Genomic DNA, 15,243 nt, shown 5'->3' on the forward strand with positions numbered 1-15,243 from the left:
TTGTCCCACTCTCATCCGAATCGATGACCCGTGGCGCCATCGATGCCCTCGGCGGGCCGACGGGGCGTTTCGCCCGCTCGTCCCACTCTGGTTGGTGGACGCCGCTGCGCGTCATCATCACGCTGGCGTGGACGTTCCTGGCGTTTGGATTCTTGAGTAAGGCAACCTGCGCGGGCAGCCGCCGGGGCGAGGACGGCCTCATCAGCCTGAACTGGGATGGTAACCGCCAGTACACGTCCTTTTGTTATAACGACATCGTGCCGCTCTATGGTGGGCGCGGCTTGGATCAACCTGGCTTTCCCTATGCCTACTCCTGGGCGGAGGGAGACCTCACGCGCTACATGGAATACCCCGTTCTGGCGGGCCTGTTCCAGGGCGTCGTCGGCTGGCTGGCGCGCACCACGTATCCGGCCGTCGAGTGGATTGGTATGGCCGAGGTCAGCTGGTACTTCGGGCTGACCACGCTCATCTTGTCCCTCGTGTGGGTCGGCACCGTGGTCATGGTATTCCAGCTCACGGGCAACCGGGCATGGGATACCGTTCTCATGGCGGCCAGCCCGCTCGTGGTTATCCACGCTTTCACCAACTGGGATATCCCGTCGGTAGCGTTCATGGTGGGCGCCCTTCTCGCAGTGAAGAAGCGCAAGAACTGGCTCGCCGGCATTCTCATTGGGCTCGGCACGGCATTCAAGCTGTGGCCTCTGTTTATCTTAGGCGCGTTTCTGGTGTTGGCCATCCGCCTCAAGCGCTGGGCGCCTTTCTTCAAGATGTTCGTGGCAACCGCCGCGACGTGGCTCGTGGTGAACCTTCCCGTGGCGCTGGCCTACCCCGAGGCCTGGCGCGAATTCTTCCGGCTCAATCAAGAACGCGGTGCCGAGTGGACCACGATCTATGCGCTCTTGAGCCGCGTCGCGGGCGTGAGTTTTGAGCCCGAATTCCTCAACACTTTCTCACTCGTGGCGTTTCTGGTGAGCTGCGGGGCGATTGCCATCATGGGTCTTAAGGCGCCGCGCGCGCCGCGAGTAGCCGAAATGATCTACCTCATCATCATGGCCTTCCTCATTTTCAACAAGGTGTGGTCCCCGCAGTACTCCCTGTGGCTGGTCGTCCCGGCACTCCTGGCGCTTCCGCGGTGGCGGCTCATCTTTAGCTGGGCGCTTGCCGACGCCCTCCTCTGGCCCATCCTCACCTGGCACATGCTCGGCTCGGAAAATAAGGGCCTGCCGCACGAGATGCTCGATATCGCGGTGCTGACGCGCGATGGCTTCATCATTGCCATCGGCGTGCTCATTATCCGCCAGATGTGGGGCAAGTCTGAGGACAAGGTCCGCGCCGCTCATGGCGGCAGGGACCCGTTGGCGGGGGATTTTGCACGATGACTATCACCATCGTGGGCATCGTCTCCATCACGCTGGGCTTCCTTTGTGTGTTGAGCGCCTACTACCTGTTTCAGCGCTCTCAAGACCGCACCTGGCCGGTTGTGCTGGGCTTGCTGGCTTTGCTGTTTCTCACGGTGATCCCGGCGGGATCGGCGATCTTCGTCGCGGCGACCCACTAGCGGCAGCCGAGGAGATGGCGGATTTCCTTTTCCGCCGGTCAGTGCGGTACTGTGTGAGGGTTGCTTGACGCAACAGACCCTCCTGCCATATCCGCAAAGGTGATATGGCCGATACCAATTACTAGACCATAGGAGGTGATGAGGTCCGTGCGTCACTACGAAGTCATGATCATTCTGGATCCTAACCAGGATGAGCGCACCGTAACCCCGTCCCTAGACAAGTTCCTCGAAACGATCCGCAAGGATGGCGGCAAAGTCGAAAAGGTTGATGTGTGGGGCAAGCGCCGTCTTGCATACCCGATCAACAAGAAGGAAGAGGGCATCTACGCAGTCGTGGAGCTGGAGTGTGAATCCCACTCGGTTCTCGAGCTTGATCGCCGTCTGAACCTGAACGACTCCATTATGCGTACCAAGGTTCTGCGCACCGACAGCAAATAGCGGATACTGGGTTTCGAGCAATCCACGTAACCGATATTAAGGAGTAAAGACATGGCTCAGGGAGATACCAACATTACGGTTGTCGGCAACATTGTGGCCGACCCGGAACTGCGCTTCACCCCAGCGGGTGCCGCAGTGGCAAATTTCCGTGTTGCCTCCACCCCGCGTCGCTATAATCAGCAGACTTCCCAGTGGGAGGACGGCGAGGCCATGTTCCTCACCTGCAATGTGTGGCGCCAAGCCGCAGAAAACGTTGCGGAGACCTTGACCAAGGGCATGCGCGTTATCGTTACTGGCCGTTTGCGCCAGCGGTCTTACCAGACCCGTGAGGGCGAAAACCGCACTGTTTTTGAAATCGAGGTTGATGAGGTCGGCCCGTCCCTGCGTTATGCATCCGCACAGGTTAACCGCAAGTCCGGCAACGGCGGCGGCAACTATGGTGGCGGCCAGCAGCAGGGTGGTGCTAACTACGGCGGCGGCAACCAAGGTGGTTTCTCCGGAAACCAGGGCGGTTTCTCTGGAAACCAGTCCCAGTCCTCTGCCCCGCAGCAGTCTCAGCAGCAGTCGGCTCCGAGTAACGATCCGTGGAATTCTGCACCCCAAGCGGGAAGCTTTGGTGGTGCGGATGCAGAACCCCCGTTCTAAGACTGTCACGCAAGTATTCATTTAACTCAATTGAAAGGCAGGGATCATGAAGCTGATCCTCACCGCTGCCGTTGAGAACCTCGGCGCCCCCGGCGAAATTGTAGAGGTTAAGGACGGCTACGGACGTAACTACCTGCTTCCGCGCGGCCTGGCAATCGTTGCTACCCGCGGTGCTGAGAAGCAGATCGAGGGCATCAAGCGCGCCCAGGAAGCTCGCGCAATCCGCGACCTGGACCACGCACGCGAGATCCGTACCCAGCTGGAGGAGCTCAAGGACGTTAACGTCCCCGTGAAGACCTCCGAGTCCGGCAAGCTCTTCGGCTCCGTGTCCGCTGAGGACATCGTGAACGCCGTTGCCGCCGCTGGCGGCCCGAAGCTGGACAAGCGCATCGTTGTGCTGCCCAAGGGCCTGGTCAAGAAGACCGGCAACTACCAAGTCGAGCTGAAGCTGCACGCTGACGTTATCGGCAAGGTGAACTTCTCGGTCGTCGCTGCCTAAGAATTAAGGCGCACGACGGTCACCCTCCGCTCGCCCGCGTGTGAGGCGCGGTGCCGGTACGCAGGACGTGACCTTAAGACAACAGCAAGGCTTTAAGGCCGTGCTCCTTTCACTATGTGAGGTGGTGAGAGGAAGCACGGCCTTGCGCCGTTTTACGCGGGGTCGCCTTTTGGGGATCTAGCACCGCAGGAGGCAGGGAAACGTCGCCAAGCGCGGCCTGTGGATAACTCGCCCAGCCTGTGGATAAACCTGCGTTCAGTTAACGGTGAATTCACTCATGCCGCCATGTGTTAACCCGCTGGTAGCGGCGATATCGGGGTAATGCTCCTACTTTTCCACGGGATGTGTGCGTATTTTCACACCTCAAAAAACGTGCCTTGACCTGCAGGAATAATCTGCGCTGGTCACAGCGGTGCAAAGTTATCCACAGCCCTGACCTCTGGCTTTGTACGCCATGTCTTTGCTGACCTGGGAATTCCACAGCTCTCTGTGGATAACTGTGAGAGTTATGCCCAAGGGGTAGTGTCTTGACCCTCGGCTACACTGTTGTGTACTACGCGCGGTTGCCGCTTGGCACTGCATCGAAGCCTGGCCGTCCGGCGCGGAGAAGAGTGAGAACTTCAGGCACGGCCAGGGTGGGACTAATGAACGGTGGGATTGATGAGCAATGACTAATGCCAGTTTTGACGACGACCACGTTCCACCGCCGCCGGAGCCGGTAGAGGAGGAACCTCGCCGCTCTTACCGGCAGGAAGAACCGAAGCGCTACGGCGAATTTCGCCAGCCGCCCGCGGACCGCGAGGCCGAACAGGGCGTTCTCGGCGCCATGCTCCTGAGCCCGAATACAGTCATGGAGGTCATTGAGGAGCTGGAGCCGGAGGACTTCTACTATCCTGCGCACACGCTCATCTACCAAGCCATGATCGATCTTTACGCGGCGGGCACGGATATTGACGCGGTGATTGTCGCGGCCCGTCTCGATCGCTATAACAACCTCGAGCGCGTTGGTGGTGCGCCCTACCTGCATACCCTGCTGGCCACGGTGCCCACTGCGGCTAACGCCCGCTATTACGCGGAGATTGTCGCGGAGAAGGCGGTGCTGCGCAAGCTGGTGGACGCCGGAACCAGAGTCGTCCAGCTCGGTTTCCAGGGCTCTGAGGACATGGAGATCGAGTCGGTGTTGGATCGCGCCCAGCAGGAAGTATTCGCCGTGGCGCAGAAGAAGACCACCGAGGATTACCGTGCGCTGAGTGATCTCATCGACCCCACGATCGATGAGCTCGCCGCCCTGCAACAAAACGGAGTGGAGTCGGGCGTGCCCACAGGGTTTATCGACCTCGACAACCTGACCAATGGCCTGCGTGCCGGCCAGATGATTATCGTCGCCGCCCGCCCTGGCGTGGGCAAGTCCACGCTGGCCATGGATTTCATGCGCTCGGCCTCTCTGCAGCACAACAAGACTTCTGTGGTTTTCTCCCTGGAGATGTCTGCCTCCGAGATCGTCATGCGCCTGTTGTCAGCGGAGGCGGAAGTGAAGCTATCGGATATGCGCGGTGGCCGCGTGTCCACGGAGGATTGGGCCAAGATCGATGACACCCTCAACCGCATCCAGGATGCGCCCCTGTTCATCGATGATTCCCCGAACCTCACCATGATGGAGATCCGCTCGAAGGCCCGCCGTCTGAAGCAGCAGCACGGGCTCGACCTCATTGTGCTGGACTATATGCAGCTGATGTCTTCGGGCAAGAAGGTGGAGTCCCGCCAGCAAGAGGTCTCAGAATTCTCGCGCCAGCTCAAGTTGCTGGCCAAGGAGCTAGAGGTTCCCCTCATTGCGATTTCGCAGCTGAACCGTGGTCCAGAATCCCGTACCGATAAGAAGCCGCAGCTGGCGGATCTGCGTGAGTCCGGCTCGCTGGAGCAGGACGCCGATATGGTTATGCTGCTCTACCGCCCGGACTCACAAGACCGCGATGATCCCCGTGCCGGTGAGGCGGATATCATCCTGGCCAAGCACCGCGGCGGCCCGATCGACACGGTGAAGGTCGCGCACCAGCTGCACTACTCCAAGTTCGTGAACATGGCGCACGGCTAAATTACAGGTCCACCACGGCGTTGGGGTCACCCAACCGTGGGCCGAGGATGACCAAGACCAGGAAGACCGCAGCCGCGGCGAGCGCCAGCCACCGCCACACCGGGAAGAAGCGCTCGCCGCACAGCCTGGCAAACCCTGCGCCGATGAGCGCACCCAGGGTATTGAAGATGAGGTCATCAATATCAGTGCGCCCGAGCGCGAAGGCATACTGCGCTGTTTCCAGTGCCAAGCTCAGCGCGAAGCCCCATGCGGCAGTGGCCTTGACTGACCGGCACATGCTGAAGACGAGCATGCCAAAAGGAATGAAGAAGGCGGTATTGCCCGCATACTCAAAAAGCGGGCCAAACCAGGTGCCGCCGGAGAACTCATCAAGTGGCACCAAGCGCAGGTCGCGGACCCGCTGGTTCTCCGGCTTCCACAGGTAGCCAATCTGGTAGAAGGGCTTGAGCGTGGTGAGCGCGACCATGACCGCGACCCACGCGCCAAGGGCGACCCTATTGAGCAAGGGCCCGCCCCTTGAATTCTGGCAGGGTCAGCGCCGCGAAGGCCGCGATGCCGAAGGCCGCTGCGAACAGCACGAAGAGCCAGCCCGCACCCGCCACCGCGATGAGCGGCGGAACGATGAGCGGCGCCAAGATGGATGCGAGCCTGCCGAAGCCGGCGGCGGCACCCGTACCGCGCCCGCGCAGGGCGGTGGGGTAGAGCTCCGGGCCGATGGCGTACAGCGCGCCCCACGCGCCGAGGTTGAAGAAGGAGAGCAGGCAACCGGCCAGGATGATCATGGCCTCAGTGTTGGCGAAGCCAAAGAATCCGGCGGACAGGGCGGAGCCCACGAGGAAGGTTGCCAGCGTCGAGCGGCGTCCCCAGACCTCGATGAGCCAGGCCGCTGCGGCGTAACCCGGCAGCTGGGCCAGGGTGATAATCAGCGTGAAGCTGAAGGACTTCACCAGGGAGAAACCGTCCGCGACAAGCAGCGACGGAATCCAAATGAAGGCGCCGTAGTAAGACAGGTTGACGCAGAACCAGATGGTCCACAGCGCCAGCGTGCGCCCGCGCAGGGATTTCGACCAGATGCTGGTGGCGGTGACGTCCTCCTCGGAGTAGGTCGGTGCCGGGGTCGTGCGGTCGATGTCCGCCTCATCCACCTCGGCCTCAAAGGAGGCGACGATTTCTTCTGCTTCCTCGTGGCGGCCCTTCGACTCCAGGAAGCGTACTGATTCAGGCAAGTGAAGGCGCACATAGAGGGCATAGAGGGCGGGCACCATGCCGAGTGCTAGGGCCCAGCGCCAGCCGCTTTCCGACGCCCCCACGACGAACGTTCCAATTACCGCAGCGAGGATCCAGCCCACGGCCCAGAAGGCCTCCAGCAAGACCACCATGCGCCCGCGGACCTTGAGGGGTGCGAACTCGGAGATCAGCGTGGAGGCCACCGGCAGCTCGGCGCCGAGGCCAAGTCCGATGAAGAAGCGCAGGATGATGAGGAGTGTGAGGCCCGTTGCTAGGGCAGAAGCGCCCGTCGCGAGGCCGTAGACCAGCAGGGTTAGCGCAAAGATGTGGCGGCGGCCGAACTTATCGGCCAAGAGGCCGCCGAAGGTGGCACCCAAGGCCATGCCGATGAAGCCCACGGACGCCAGCCACGAGGACTGGGTCGGCGTGATCCCCCAGTGCACGGCCAGAGCGGCCATGATGAAGGAGATGAGGCCCACGTCCATGGCATCGAGCGCCCAGCCGATGCCGGAGCCAAAGAGGAGACGTTTGTGTTTTCCAGTGACGGGAAGGCGGTCGAGCCTCTCCGTGCGTGAGACAGAGCGATGATCAAGACGATTCATGCAGGCTAAGCTTACTCCGCGGGGGTAAAGCTTTTAAGTCGCAAAGAATTGGTCACCACAAAGACTGAGCTCAGAGCCATTGCCAACCCCGCCAATAGGGGGTTGAGCAGCCCGAACGCTGCCACGGGAAGAAGAATAATATTATAGGCGAAGGCCCAAAAAAGGTTGCTCTTGATGATGCGCAGGGTACTGCGCGCGAGCCGCACCGCCTCTGCGACGGAGCGCAGGTCGTTGTTCATCACCGTGATGTCGGAGGCCTCGATGGCCACGTCGGCTCCCGCACCCATCGCGATTCCGAGGTCCGCCTGCGCGAGCGCCGCGGCGTCGTTGACGCCATCGCCCACCATGGCCACGGTCCGCCCCTGCTCCTGCAGTCGAGCGATAGTCTCTACCTTGTCTGCGGGCATGACCTCCGCTGTCACGTTGGCATCATCAATGCCAACGGCCCGCGCCACTGCATGTGCCGCGCCGGCGTTGTCCCCGGTGAGTAGGTGGGGTGTAAGCCCTAGCTTGTGCATTGCGGCGATGGCGGCGGCGGAGGATTCCTTGATGCGATCCTGTAGCTCGATGGTTCCTACCAAGTCATCGTCCACGTAGACGCCCACCTGCGTCCCGGTGCCGTCATAGCCCGCAGGCGGCCGGCCCACCCGCACCCGGGAGCCCTCAATCGTTGCCTCGATTCCCTGGCCGGGAAGCTCGTGGAAGCCCGCGGCCGCGGGGAGCTCATCGTCGTAGGCTGTGCGGATGGCTCGTGCGATGGGGTGCTCGGAACCCTGTTCCGCGGCGGCCGCGAGGCGGAGAACTTCCTGCTGCGTGCGTCCTGCCGTAGGTTGGACTGCTCCCACCGACATCTGGCCTTCGGTGATGGTGCCGGTCTTGTCCAGCACGATGGTGTCGATTCGGCGCGTCGATTCCAAAATCTCCGGACCCTTGATGAGGATTCCCAGTTCGGCGCCGCGCCCGGTGCCGACGAGGATTGCGGTGGGCGTCGCCAAGCCCATGGCGCACGGGCAGGCGATGATGAGCACAGACACGGCGGCCACGAAGGCCGGGGCGACGCCGCCGACCCAGAGGTGCGCTATGAGCGCGAGGATGGCGATGCCGATGACGATGGGGACAAAGACGGCGGCGATACGGTCCGCGAGGCGCTGGACCGGGGCCTTCGAGGTCTGGGCTGCAGTGACGAGCGCACCCATCTGGGCCAAGACGGTGTCGGACCCGACGCGGGTGGCGCGTACCTCGAGCCGACCCGAGGCGTTGATGGTCGCGCCCGTCACCGTGCTGCCGGGAGAAACCTCAACCGGCATCGACTCGCCGGTGAGAAGGGATTCGTCCACGGCGGAATGGCCGTTGAGGACCACGCCATCGGTGGCGATCTTCTCGCCGGGGCGGACCACAAAAACATCGTCCACGTGGAGCTCGCTGGCGGGAATGCGGGTTTCGGTACCGTCGCGAAGCACGGTGGCTTCTTTAGCTCCCATGGTCAGCAGCGTGGTGAGCGCTTCGGAGGAGCGCCCCTTAGCTTTGAGCTCGAACCAGCGTCCAAGCAGGAGGAACGTAATAACCATGCCGACGGACTCGAGATAAATATGGTCCATCTGCGCGTCATTGGAGCGCAGCGTCATGTGCATGGTCATGCCGGGCATCCCGGCATCGCCAAAGAAAAGCGCGTAGAGCGACCAGCCAAAGGCGGCGGTGGTGCCCAGCGTGATGAGCGTGTCCATCGTGGCGGCGCCGTGCTTGAGATTGGCCCAGGTGGCCCGGTGGAAGGGCGCTCCGCCGATGACATAGACGAGCGTCGTGAGCATCAAGCAGGCCCACTGCCAGTGCTGGAATTGCAGCGCTGGGACCATGGAGAGCAGCATCACGGGCAGAGAGAGCGCCGCGGAGATCAGAGTGCGCTGCAGGATATCGGAGGCTTCGCTCTCGCGGGCGTCCTCCGCCGTGCTAGTCGACGTCTCCCCCTCACCATCCAGGGTGAACGCTCCGTAGCCTGCGCCTTCGACGACGTCGATGAGATCGGCAGGCGTCGTCGTTGCAGGGTCATAACTCACGGAGGCGGACTCCGTGGCGAAGTTGACCGTGGCTTCAACGTTGTCGAGCTTGTTGAGCTTGCGTTCGACACGGGAGGAACACGACGTGCAGGTCATCCCGGTGATGCCGAGGGTGAGACTGGTAGTCATGCTGTTTAGGCCAACTCGTAGCCGGCTTCGACGACGGCGGCGGCGACTTGGTCGTCGCTAAAGCCCTCCCCGGTCACGGTGACGGCGCCGGTGGTGTGGTCGGCCGTAACGTCGGTGACGCCACTGATCTCTGAGATCTCTTCCTTGACGGAAAGCTCGCAGTGGCCACAGGTCATGCCGTTAACGGTGTAGGTTGTGGTGCTCATGGTGAATCCTTCTCCTTACCTTGGGGGTTAATGTCACTGTCGAGGATATACCCCCCTGGGGTATGTGGGCAAGGAATAATCGAGGTTTGTGTACCGTTGGGGGTTGATAGAACCGAGAAATATCCCCGAGACTGATAGGAAAAGACATGGCAACGATTGACATCACTGAAGACACGTTCCAGGAGACTGTTTCTGGCGACGGCATTACGCTCGTCGATGCTTGGGCGGAATGGTGTGGCCCGTGCAAGCGCTTCGGCCCAGTCTTTGAGAAGGCATCTGAAGAGCACCCCGATGCCACGTTCGCCAAGCTGGATACCGAGGCCAACCAGGAGCTATCCGCGAAGCTGCAGATTCAGTCCATCCCCACCTTGATGGTGTTCCGCGACGGTATCCTGGTCTTCCGCGAGGCTGGCGCTCTGCCGCCGGCGGCACTGGAGGATCTCATTGGCCAGGTTAAGGCCCTCGACATGGACGAGGTCCGCGCCCAGGTGGAGAGCCAGCAGGCGGAATAGAACTGGTTAGTCCTTGTCTGCGGTGGAGCCCCGGTGGCCCCGCCGCGCGCGCTTTCCTGTGAGTATCGCTACACTCGCAGGAAAGCGTCTTTTTATATAGGGCACCAATAAGAGCTGCATTAACTACTGCTGCAGGAACCACAAAGGAGTGAGTGCGATGGCAAATCCATTTAGCAAAGGCTGGAAGTATGTGATGGCTTCTTTCGATCAGAAGATCGATGAGAATGCTGACCCCAAGGTCCAGATCCAGCAGGCCGTGGAAGGTGCGAAGAAGCAGCATCGCGAGATTTCCGAACACGCGGCGGAGATTATTGGACGCAAGACCCAGTTGGAAATGCAGCTCAACCGCCTGGTGAAGACCCAGCAGGATTACCAGGATCAGACCCGCCGGGCGCTGGAGTTGGCGGATGCCTCTGAGGATCCGCAGAAGGCCGCCGAGTACAACCAGGCGGCAGAGGTCGTAGCGAGCCAGCTGGTCGCCGTGGAAAACGAGCTGGCTAACCTGAAAACGCAGCACGAGGCGGCTAGCCAGGCTGCCGAGCAGGCGAAGGCCCAGCAGCAGCAGTCGGAGGCCCGCCTGAAGGAGCAACTGGCGCAGGTGGACCAGTTGCTGTCCCAGGCAGATCAGGCAGCGATGCAGGAAAAGAACGCCGAGGCTTTGAACTCAATGAACGAGCTCAAGCCGGATGATTCCACGCCGACCTTGGACTCGGTGCGCGCCAAGATTGAGAAGCGCTACGCGGATGCGCTCGGCGCCCAGGAGCTCCATCAGGCGTCGGGGGGTAGCCGCATTCAGGAGATCACGGCTGCAGGCCACGACATGGCCGCTACGTCCCGCTTGGACGAGATTCGCGCCGAGATGGCCAAGAGCAAGGAGCTGGAAAACTCGCCCTTCGCCAGCGACCAAGCGCTTGAGGCCGGCGCCGATTCTGATGCTAGTGATGCCAACGCCGAATCGGACTCCGCCGAGGGCAAGCAGTAGCCACTGCGAAGCAAGCCACTACACAGAAAAGGGACCTTCTAGAGCGGGCCGCGCAGCGCGGCCGGGGTGTTTCAGAACCCCACGCTCTCCAAGGTCCCTTTTGACGATTTTCGGTTTAGCTATCTTGGCGGCGGATATTGATGAGCACGCCGCGGATGCCCGAGTGAAAGCCATCGCGCAGGTTGACGCGCTGGGTTTCTGTCAGCGTGTACTCGTGCAGCGTTTCGCAGGCGAACTGCAGCAGCGGGCGATCGATCTCCGGGGGCAGGCCGCCGCCCGAGAGCAGGTGGGCCTGGTCGCGCTGATCGGCGCTCGCGGCGTTGTCGAACCACCACGAGGCATATTGCTGCCCCACGTCAAAGGGGGACTGGAACCCGGCGGAGCTCCACACTTCTTCGGGGAGCGGAACATACTTCGACCGCAGCTTGCGGCGCGGCGCCATCATCGAAGGTTTGGGCGCAGCTGGCTTGGGCGTTGGCTTCGAGCTTTCGGGGGCTGCGTCCGCTTCCTCGCCCGCAGGCTCCTGCGAGTCGATGCCGGGCGCGGAAGGCTGCTCGCCGGAGGGGAGAGGCTCCTCTTCCTTGCGGGAGGTATCGGGCGCAGCCGATTCGGGATGAGAGGCAGTCGCGGCAACGTCCGTCGCGGCGGCAGAAGGTGTGGCCGGGCCGGGCTTGGGGGCGGAGGGGAAGGCGGCTTGCGCCTCGGTGGGCTCGTCGCACTCCTCTGCGTGCTCATCGGTGGCAACGGCTTCGCCCTCGCTGCCGTCCTCGGAGTGCTGGGGCTCGCGGATGGTCGGCGGCAGGGGCCCTTCGAGGACCTCGAGCTCCATTGCGTCGGCGAAGTCTTCCCGCGGATCCAGGATGGTGGTGGAGTCGCACGCATGGCGCAACGCCGAGGACATCGAATCCCAGCCAAAGCCATAGAGGTGCACGCGCACGCCGTTGTTCACGGCTTCTTGGACGCCGGGAATCATGTCGGCATCGCCGGAGACCAAAACAAAGTCCGTGACTTGGCCCTTCATGGCGGAGACGATCATGTCGGCGACAAGGCGGGTGTCCACGGCTTTCTGTGTGCGGCGCTCGCCCCACTCGATGAGCTGGCCGGTGCGAAGCTGGACGCCGTCGCAGACGCGCAGTGCGCGTTGGTAGCGGTGGGGGCCGGTATCCGGGATTCCGTCATACCAATATTGGCGGTGAACGCGGTTGCCCACCTGGGTTTCAATCATCGAACCGAGGGAGCTGACCACTTCGGGTAAATCAATCTCTAGCTGGGCACGGGCGCCCGTCTCCCAGGAGTTATAGAAACTGGCGAGTAGATATGACGTGTCAACGAAGACAAGTGTTCGTTCAAGCATGGCTCCTAAATTCCGTTCTATTTCTTCTAACTAATTTTCTTAGGTCACTTCTGTGAGGTCTTCCAGCCTACGGCCGGTGTAGTCCAGTGTGCCCCATTAGTCACAAAACGTCGATAACCTTGAGGAAATTCCCAGGTCAAAGATATGGAATGGGGAGGCCTTGCCCTGGCCGAAGGTTGGTTATATGGTTAGTTACATGAGTAACCAACCAACTAAGGGGTCTGCATGGACAACTCCGCGCAGCCGCTCTTTCGTCAGATAGCGGTGCTCATCGAGGACGCCATCATCGAGGGCACTCTCGCCGAGGGTGCCCAGGCACCGTCCACGAATGAGCTCGCCGCCTTCCACAGCATCAACCCCGCGACCGCCCGCAAGGGGCTGACCCTCCTCGTGGATCTCGGAATCCTCGAAAAACGCCGAGGCATCGGCATGTTCGTCACCTCTGGCGCCGCCGAACTGATCCGGGCGCGGCGTCGCCAGGAATTCGCAGCCGAGTACGCCGCGCCGCTTATCGACGAAGCCGTGCGCCTGGGCTATACCCGCCAGCAACTCCATGACCTCATCGACCTTGTCGCAGAAAGTCGAGGACTCTACTCATGATTTCTACTCCGCACTTCACCTTCGACGACGGCCTCACGCACGGCCTCGTCGGCCCCAACGGCATTGGCAAAACCACCTTGCTGCGTAAAATCGCCGGTCAGCTGAATGCTTCCGGCATCACCGTCGATGGTGACAAGCCCTACGACAATGAAAAAGTCCTCAACAAGATCGTGCTCATGGGTATCGATAACCCCCTGCCCGAAGGCTGGAACCTGAAGAAGGTCTTCACTGTATCCAGCCTGCGCTGGACCACCTGGAACAAGGAGCGCGCCGAGGAATTGGTCGAGCGCTTCGAGCTTCCGATGAAGAATTACTCGGGCCTCTCCCGCGGGCAAAAGTCCGCAGCGAGCTTCATCGTTGCCGTGGCCTCGGGGGTGCCGTACATGCTTCTCGACGAACCCTACCTCGGCCTCGACGCCGCCAAGCGGGAGGTGTTCTACGAGGTCTTGCGTGAAGAGCACGGCCGCACCATTATCGTCTCCACCCACCACCTCAACGAGCTTTCCGGTTTGCTCGATACCGTAGCCCTGATGGGGGACAACCCCTTGTCCGGCCCCATCGATGAGTTCATCGAGGGTGTCGTCCAGCTCACTGGCTCTGCCGAAACCCTCGATCGCGCGCTGGGGCGCCTGCAGCTCCCGGTGCTTGAGCGCGAAACCTCAGCCGTCGCTGACCGTGTGCTTGTCGACGCCCGCCCCAACCACACCGCCAACGTCTTTGCCATGGCCCAGGAAATGGGGCTTCGCGCCGCCCAGGTATCCCTTGAACAGGCAGTTCTGGCACTGGGGGAGGCATGATGAAGCTCTATAGACATATGGCGCTGAGCTGGAACAGCTTCTTCTACGCTTTGTGGATTGTCATCCTTCCGGTGCTGGGAATGGGCCGCGGGCAAGGGTGGGCCATTGGTTACTCACTCTTTATGGTCCTTATGGTTTACCTTTCGCAGCCTGACTTCACGCGTTACCTGACCTTTGGCCTCAGTACCCGTATCTGGAACGGACACCGGCGCATCAATGCCACCCTGACGCTTTTACTGATTCTTGTTAGCGCGCCCTTCGCCTTTCCGTGGTGGGTTCTCATTGCCCCAGCGGCAACGTGGATCGTGTGCATGGTGAAGCGCTTCGAGCCTTCACGACTGACAAGTAGCTCCCTTATTGCGGGCAGTGATGGTGATTCTTCGACGGGCTGGTTCTCTGCCTCCCCGGTTTCCCAGATTGTGTTGCGCCCTCAAGCTCGCGCGTGGATGTGGGCTGCATTCGGTATAGCCATCGCAACTGCGATAAACATCGTGGTGAGCAAGCTGTGGGATAAGGGTGTGGGCATCGTAGGCGCCATAGTCACGTTGATTGTCCTGCCGCTAGTGGCTGACGCGGTTCGCAGCTCGATGAAGGATGCGGTGACCTTTGGCGTTCCACGCGCGGCCTGGTCCACAGCGACGTTATTGTGTACCGCGATTCCAGTGGGCTTGGGAGCTGTCACTGATGTGGTGACGTTGATGTGGACCGGAAGCCTCGCCGGATTCACCATCGTTCCCCTTGCAATGGCTGCCGTTCTCGTGAGCTTTGCGATCACCGACAAAGAGACATGGCCCTATACGGCTGTCACGGTCGGAGCCATTGCTGCCGTGTTGCTTGCGTGGCTACTTAACTCTGAGATCTCTGTGTGGTGGACGCTCACAGGGATGGCAATCATCTACGTCGTGTGGGTTGCCGCATATCCCCGGATGGCTAAAAAGACCAACGTGTTTAGCCCGGGCCTCATGGGCTGGTTTGGGGCACACTGAGCGCCATCCAATGTCTGCGTTAAAAAGGTTGTTTTAGTGCACTTCAAGAAGGGGTAAAAACCTTCATTGAAGTGCATATTTGTGTTTTATCAAGGCCGTGTGTAACTTTATATGAGTCAGCGCGACCGACAGCGCCCCACAGGAACTCAGGTTCTTGAAGCGAGGCGGTAGGAAAACAGGCCCTGACAACAAATATTTTCTTTACTCGCAGTACTGCGTTTCGCTTAAAGCGGTCCGTATGGCTGTGTGGTGACGATGTTTGAGAACTCAATAGTGTGCCAATGTACTTTTTGTGTTGGTTGATTTTTATTGTTCTGGCCGTGATGCGTTGTATGTGTGTTGCGGTTGGTGTATGCCGGATGGCGCTTTTCCTTTAAGCGGCGTCATTGTAAATAATATTAAGTTGTTTGGGCGTATTGATTTAAATCTTCTGACTTTGCCAGCCTCCTTTTGTGCCCCGTCGGGTTGGGGGTTGGTTTTTGGATTTTTTCTTTATGTAATTTTGGATAGCCAGTCCGTGCTGTGCACGGTTTGGTTTGTCTGTTTGTTAGGTTTGGGCTTT

The 15,243-nt window shown here is 60.8% G+C and carries 17 protein-coding genes; 12 read left to right on the plus strand and 5 right to left on the minus strand.

Annotated elements, in window-relative coordinates; translation table 11 throughout:
- Positions 1–23: 23 nt before the first annotated feature.
- The 6 genes from HMPREF2635_RS12715 (at position 24) to dnaB (ending at position 5,232) form a co-directional block, all read left to right on the plus strand.
- Positions 24–1,379 carry a glycosyltransferase family 87 protein gene (locus HMPREF2635_RS12715; RefSeq protein ID WP_070821884.1) on the plus strand — a complete coding sequence of 452 codons (1,356 nt, stop codon included), beginning with the start codon at positions 24–26 and terminating at the stop codon, positions 1,377–1,379.
- Positions 1,376–1,558: a hypothetical protein gene (locus tag HMPREF2635_RS12720; protein ID WP_046648791.1), complete on the plus strand. Its 183-nt coding sequence runs from the start codon at positions 1,376–1,378 to the stop codon at positions 1,556–1,558. The genes HMPREF2635_RS12715 and HMPREF2635_RS12720 overlap by 4 nt, the downstream gene beginning before the upstream one ends.
- Before the next feature lie 147 nt (positions 1,559–1,705).
- Entirely contained in the window at positions 1,706–1,996 is a 291-nt protein-coding gene (gene rpsF / locus HMPREF2635_RS12725; protein WP_175973876.1) for a 30S ribosomal protein S6, read from the plus strand.
- Between the two features lie 51 nt (positions 1,997–2,047).
- Positions 2,048–2,641 (plus strand): single-stranded DNA-binding protein, encoded by a 594-nt coding sequence (locus HMPREF2635_RS12730; protein ID WP_046648793.1) that lies wholly within the window; start codon positions 2,048–2,050, stop codon positions 2,639–2,641.
- Between the two features lie 46 nt (positions 2,642–2,687).
- A complete protein-coding gene (gene rplI / locus HMPREF2635_RS12735) occupies positions 2,688–3,140 on the plus strand; it encodes a 50S ribosomal protein L9 (RefSeq protein ID WP_010187895.1) in 453 nt (150 codons plus the stop codon).
- A gap of 667 nt (positions 3,141–3,807) precedes the next feature.
- The gene (gene dnaB / locus HMPREF2635_RS12740; protein ID WP_046648794.1) at positions 3,808–5,232 is read left to right on the plus strand and encodes a replicative DNA helicase; all 1,425 of its coding nucleotides are present in this window, start codon (positions 3,808–3,810) and stop codon (positions 5,230–5,232) included.
- 1 nt (position 5,233) lies between these two features.
- On the opposite strand, the gene HMPREF2635_RS12745 is transcribed toward dnaB, so the two are convergent.
- Genes HMPREF2635_RS12745 through HMPREF2635_RS12760 form a run of 4 tightly spaced genes read right to left on the minus strand, consistent with a single transcriptional unit; the run spans position 5,234 to position 9,450 of the window.
- Entirely contained in the window at positions 5,234–5,698 is a 465-nt protein-coding gene (locus HMPREF2635_RS12745) for a VanZ family protein (RefSeq protein WP_070821885.1), read from the minus strand.
- 28 nt (positions 5,699–5,726) lie between these two features.
- The gene (locus HMPREF2635_RS12750) at positions 5,727–7,061 is read right to left on the minus strand and encodes an MFS transporter (protein WP_070821879.1); all 1,335 of its coding nucleotides are present in this window, start codon (positions 7,059–7,061) and stop codon (positions 5,727–5,729) included.
- A gap of 11 nt (positions 7,062–7,072) precedes the next feature.
- On the minus strand, positions 7,073–9,244 hold the full coding sequence (locus HMPREF2635_RS12755; RefSeq protein ID WP_070821880.1) for a heavy metal translocating P-type ATPase: 2,172 nt from the start codon (positions 9,242–9,244) through the stop codon (positions 7,073–7,075).
- A 5-nt stretch (positions 9,245–9,249) separates the two neighbouring features.
- Positions 9,250–9,450 (minus strand): heavy-metal-associated domain-containing protein, encoded by a 201-nt coding sequence (locus tag HMPREF2635_RS12760; protein WP_046648796.1) that lies wholly within the window; start codon positions 9,448–9,450, stop codon positions 9,250–9,252.
- 146 nt (positions 9,451–9,596) lie between these two features.
- Here HMPREF2635_RS12760 and trxA point away from each other — a divergent pair, with 146 nt between their 5' ends.
- Complete coding sequence (trxA, locus tag HMPREF2635_RS12765) at positions 9,597–9,962, plus strand: thioredoxin (RefSeq protein WP_046648797.1); 366 nt, start codon at positions 9,597–9,599, stop codon at positions 9,960–9,962.
- Between the two features lie 157 nt (positions 9,963–10,119).
- Positions 10,120–10,944 (plus strand): PspA/IM30 family protein, encoded by an 825-nt coding sequence (locus HMPREF2635_RS12770; protein ID WP_070821881.1) that lies wholly within the window; start codon positions 10,120–10,122, stop codon positions 10,942–10,944.
- A 115-nt stretch (positions 10,945–11,059) separates the two neighbouring features.
- On the opposite strand, the gene HMPREF2635_RS12775 is transcribed toward HMPREF2635_RS12770, so the two are convergent.
- Positions 11,060–12,298 carry an NYN domain-containing protein gene (locus tag HMPREF2635_RS12775; RefSeq protein ID WP_046648799.1) on the minus strand — a complete coding sequence of 413 codons (1,239 nt, stop codon included), beginning with the start codon at positions 12,296–12,298 and terminating at the stop codon, positions 11,060–11,062.
- Positions 12,299–12,523: 225 nt separating this feature from the next.
- Between HMPREF2635_RS12775 and HMPREF2635_RS12780 the strand changes: the two genes are divergently transcribed.
- From HMPREF2635_RS12780 to HMPREF2635_RS13565, 4 genes are all read left to right on the plus strand, one after another.
- Positions 12,524–12,898: a GntR family transcriptional regulator gene (locus HMPREF2635_RS12780; RefSeq protein ID WP_046648800.1), complete on the plus strand. Its 375-nt coding sequence runs from the start codon at positions 12,524–12,526 to the stop codon at positions 12,896–12,898.
- The gene (locus tag HMPREF2635_RS12785; RefSeq protein ID WP_070821882.1) at positions 12,895–13,695 is read left to right on the plus strand and encodes an ATP-binding cassette domain-containing protein; all 801 of its coding nucleotides are present in this window, start codon (positions 12,895–12,897) and stop codon (positions 13,693–13,695) included. Before HMPREF2635_RS12780 ends, HMPREF2635_RS12785 begins: the two co-directional genes overlap by 4 nt.
- Positions 13,692–14,681, plus strand: a complete 990-nt coding sequence (locus tag HMPREF2635_RS12790) for a hypothetical protein (RefSeq protein WP_246824897.1) — start codon at positions 13,692–13,694, stop codon at positions 14,679–14,681. Before HMPREF2635_RS12785 ends, HMPREF2635_RS12790 begins: the two co-directional genes overlap by 4 nt.
- A gap of 292 nt (positions 14,682–14,973) precedes the next feature.
- The coding region (locus HMPREF2635_RS13565; protein ID WP_210401617.1) for a hypothetical protein at positions 14,974–15,243 on the plus strand (270 nt) is incomplete at its 3' end.

It is taken from the genome of Corynebacterium sp. HMSC035E02, from assembly GCF_001836065.1.
Lineage (GTDB): Bacteria > Actinomycetota > Actinomycetes > Mycobacteriales > Mycobacteriaceae > Corynebacterium > Corynebacterium hiratae.

Coding starts and splice junctions, on each gene's coding strand:
- HMPREF2635_RS12775 (WP_046648799.1), bottom strand. CDS start 12,298: ATGCTTGAACGAACACTTGTCTTCGTTGACACGTCATATCTACTCGCC.
- HMPREF2635_RS12785 (WP_070821882.1), top strand. CDS start 12,895: ATGATTTCTACTCCGCACTTCACCTTCGACGACGGCCTCACGCACGGC.
- HMPREF2635_RS12760 (WP_046648796.1), bottom strand. CDS start 9,450: ATGAGCACCACAACCTACACCGTTAACGGCATGACCTGTGGCCACTGC.
- dnaB (WP_046648794.1), top strand. CDS start 3,808: ATGACTAATGCCAGTTTTGACGACGACCACGTTCCACCGCCGCCGGAG.
- rplI (WP_010187895.1), top strand. CDS start 2,688: ATGAAGCTGATCCTCACCGCTGCCGTTGAGAACCTCGGCGCCCCCGGC.
- HMPREF2635_RS12745 (WP_070821885.1), bottom strand. CDS start 5,698: ATGGTCGCGCTCACCACGCTCAAGCCCTTCTACCAGATTGGCTACCTG.
- HMPREF2635_RS12770 (WP_070821881.1), top strand. CDS start 10,120: ATGGCAAATCCATTTAGCAAAGGCTGGAAGTATGTGATGGCTTCTTTC.
- trxA (WP_046648797.1), top strand. CDS start 9,597: ATGGCAACGATTGACATCACTGAAGACACGTTCCAGGAGACTGTTTCT.
- HMPREF2635_RS12755 (WP_070821880.1), bottom strand. CDS start 9,244: ATGACTACCAGTCTCACCCTCGGCATCACCGGGATGACCTGCACGTCG.
- HMPREF2635_RS12750 (WP_070821879.1), bottom strand. CDS start 7,061: ATGAATCGTCTTGATCATCGCTCTGTCTCACGCACGGAGAGGCTCGAC.
- HMPREF2635_RS12790 (WP_246824897.1), top strand. CDS start 13,692: ATGATGAAGCTCTATAGACATATGGCGCTGAGCTGGAACAGCTTCTTC.
- HMPREF2635_RS12730 (WP_046648793.1), top strand. CDS start 2,048: ATGGCTCAGGGAGATACCAACATTACGGTTGTCGGCAACATTGTGGCC.
- HMPREF2635_RS12720 (WP_046648791.1), top strand. CDS start 1,376: ATGACTATCACCATCGTGGGCATCGTCTCCATCACGCTGGGCTTCCTT.
- HMPREF2635_RS12715 (WP_070821884.1), top strand. CDS start 24: ATGACCCGTGGCGCCATCGATGCCCTCGGCGGGCCGACGGGGCGTTTC.
- HMPREF2635_RS12780 (WP_046648800.1), top strand. CDS start 12,524: ATGGACAACTCCGCGCAGCCGCTCTTTCGTCAGATAGCGGTGCTCATC.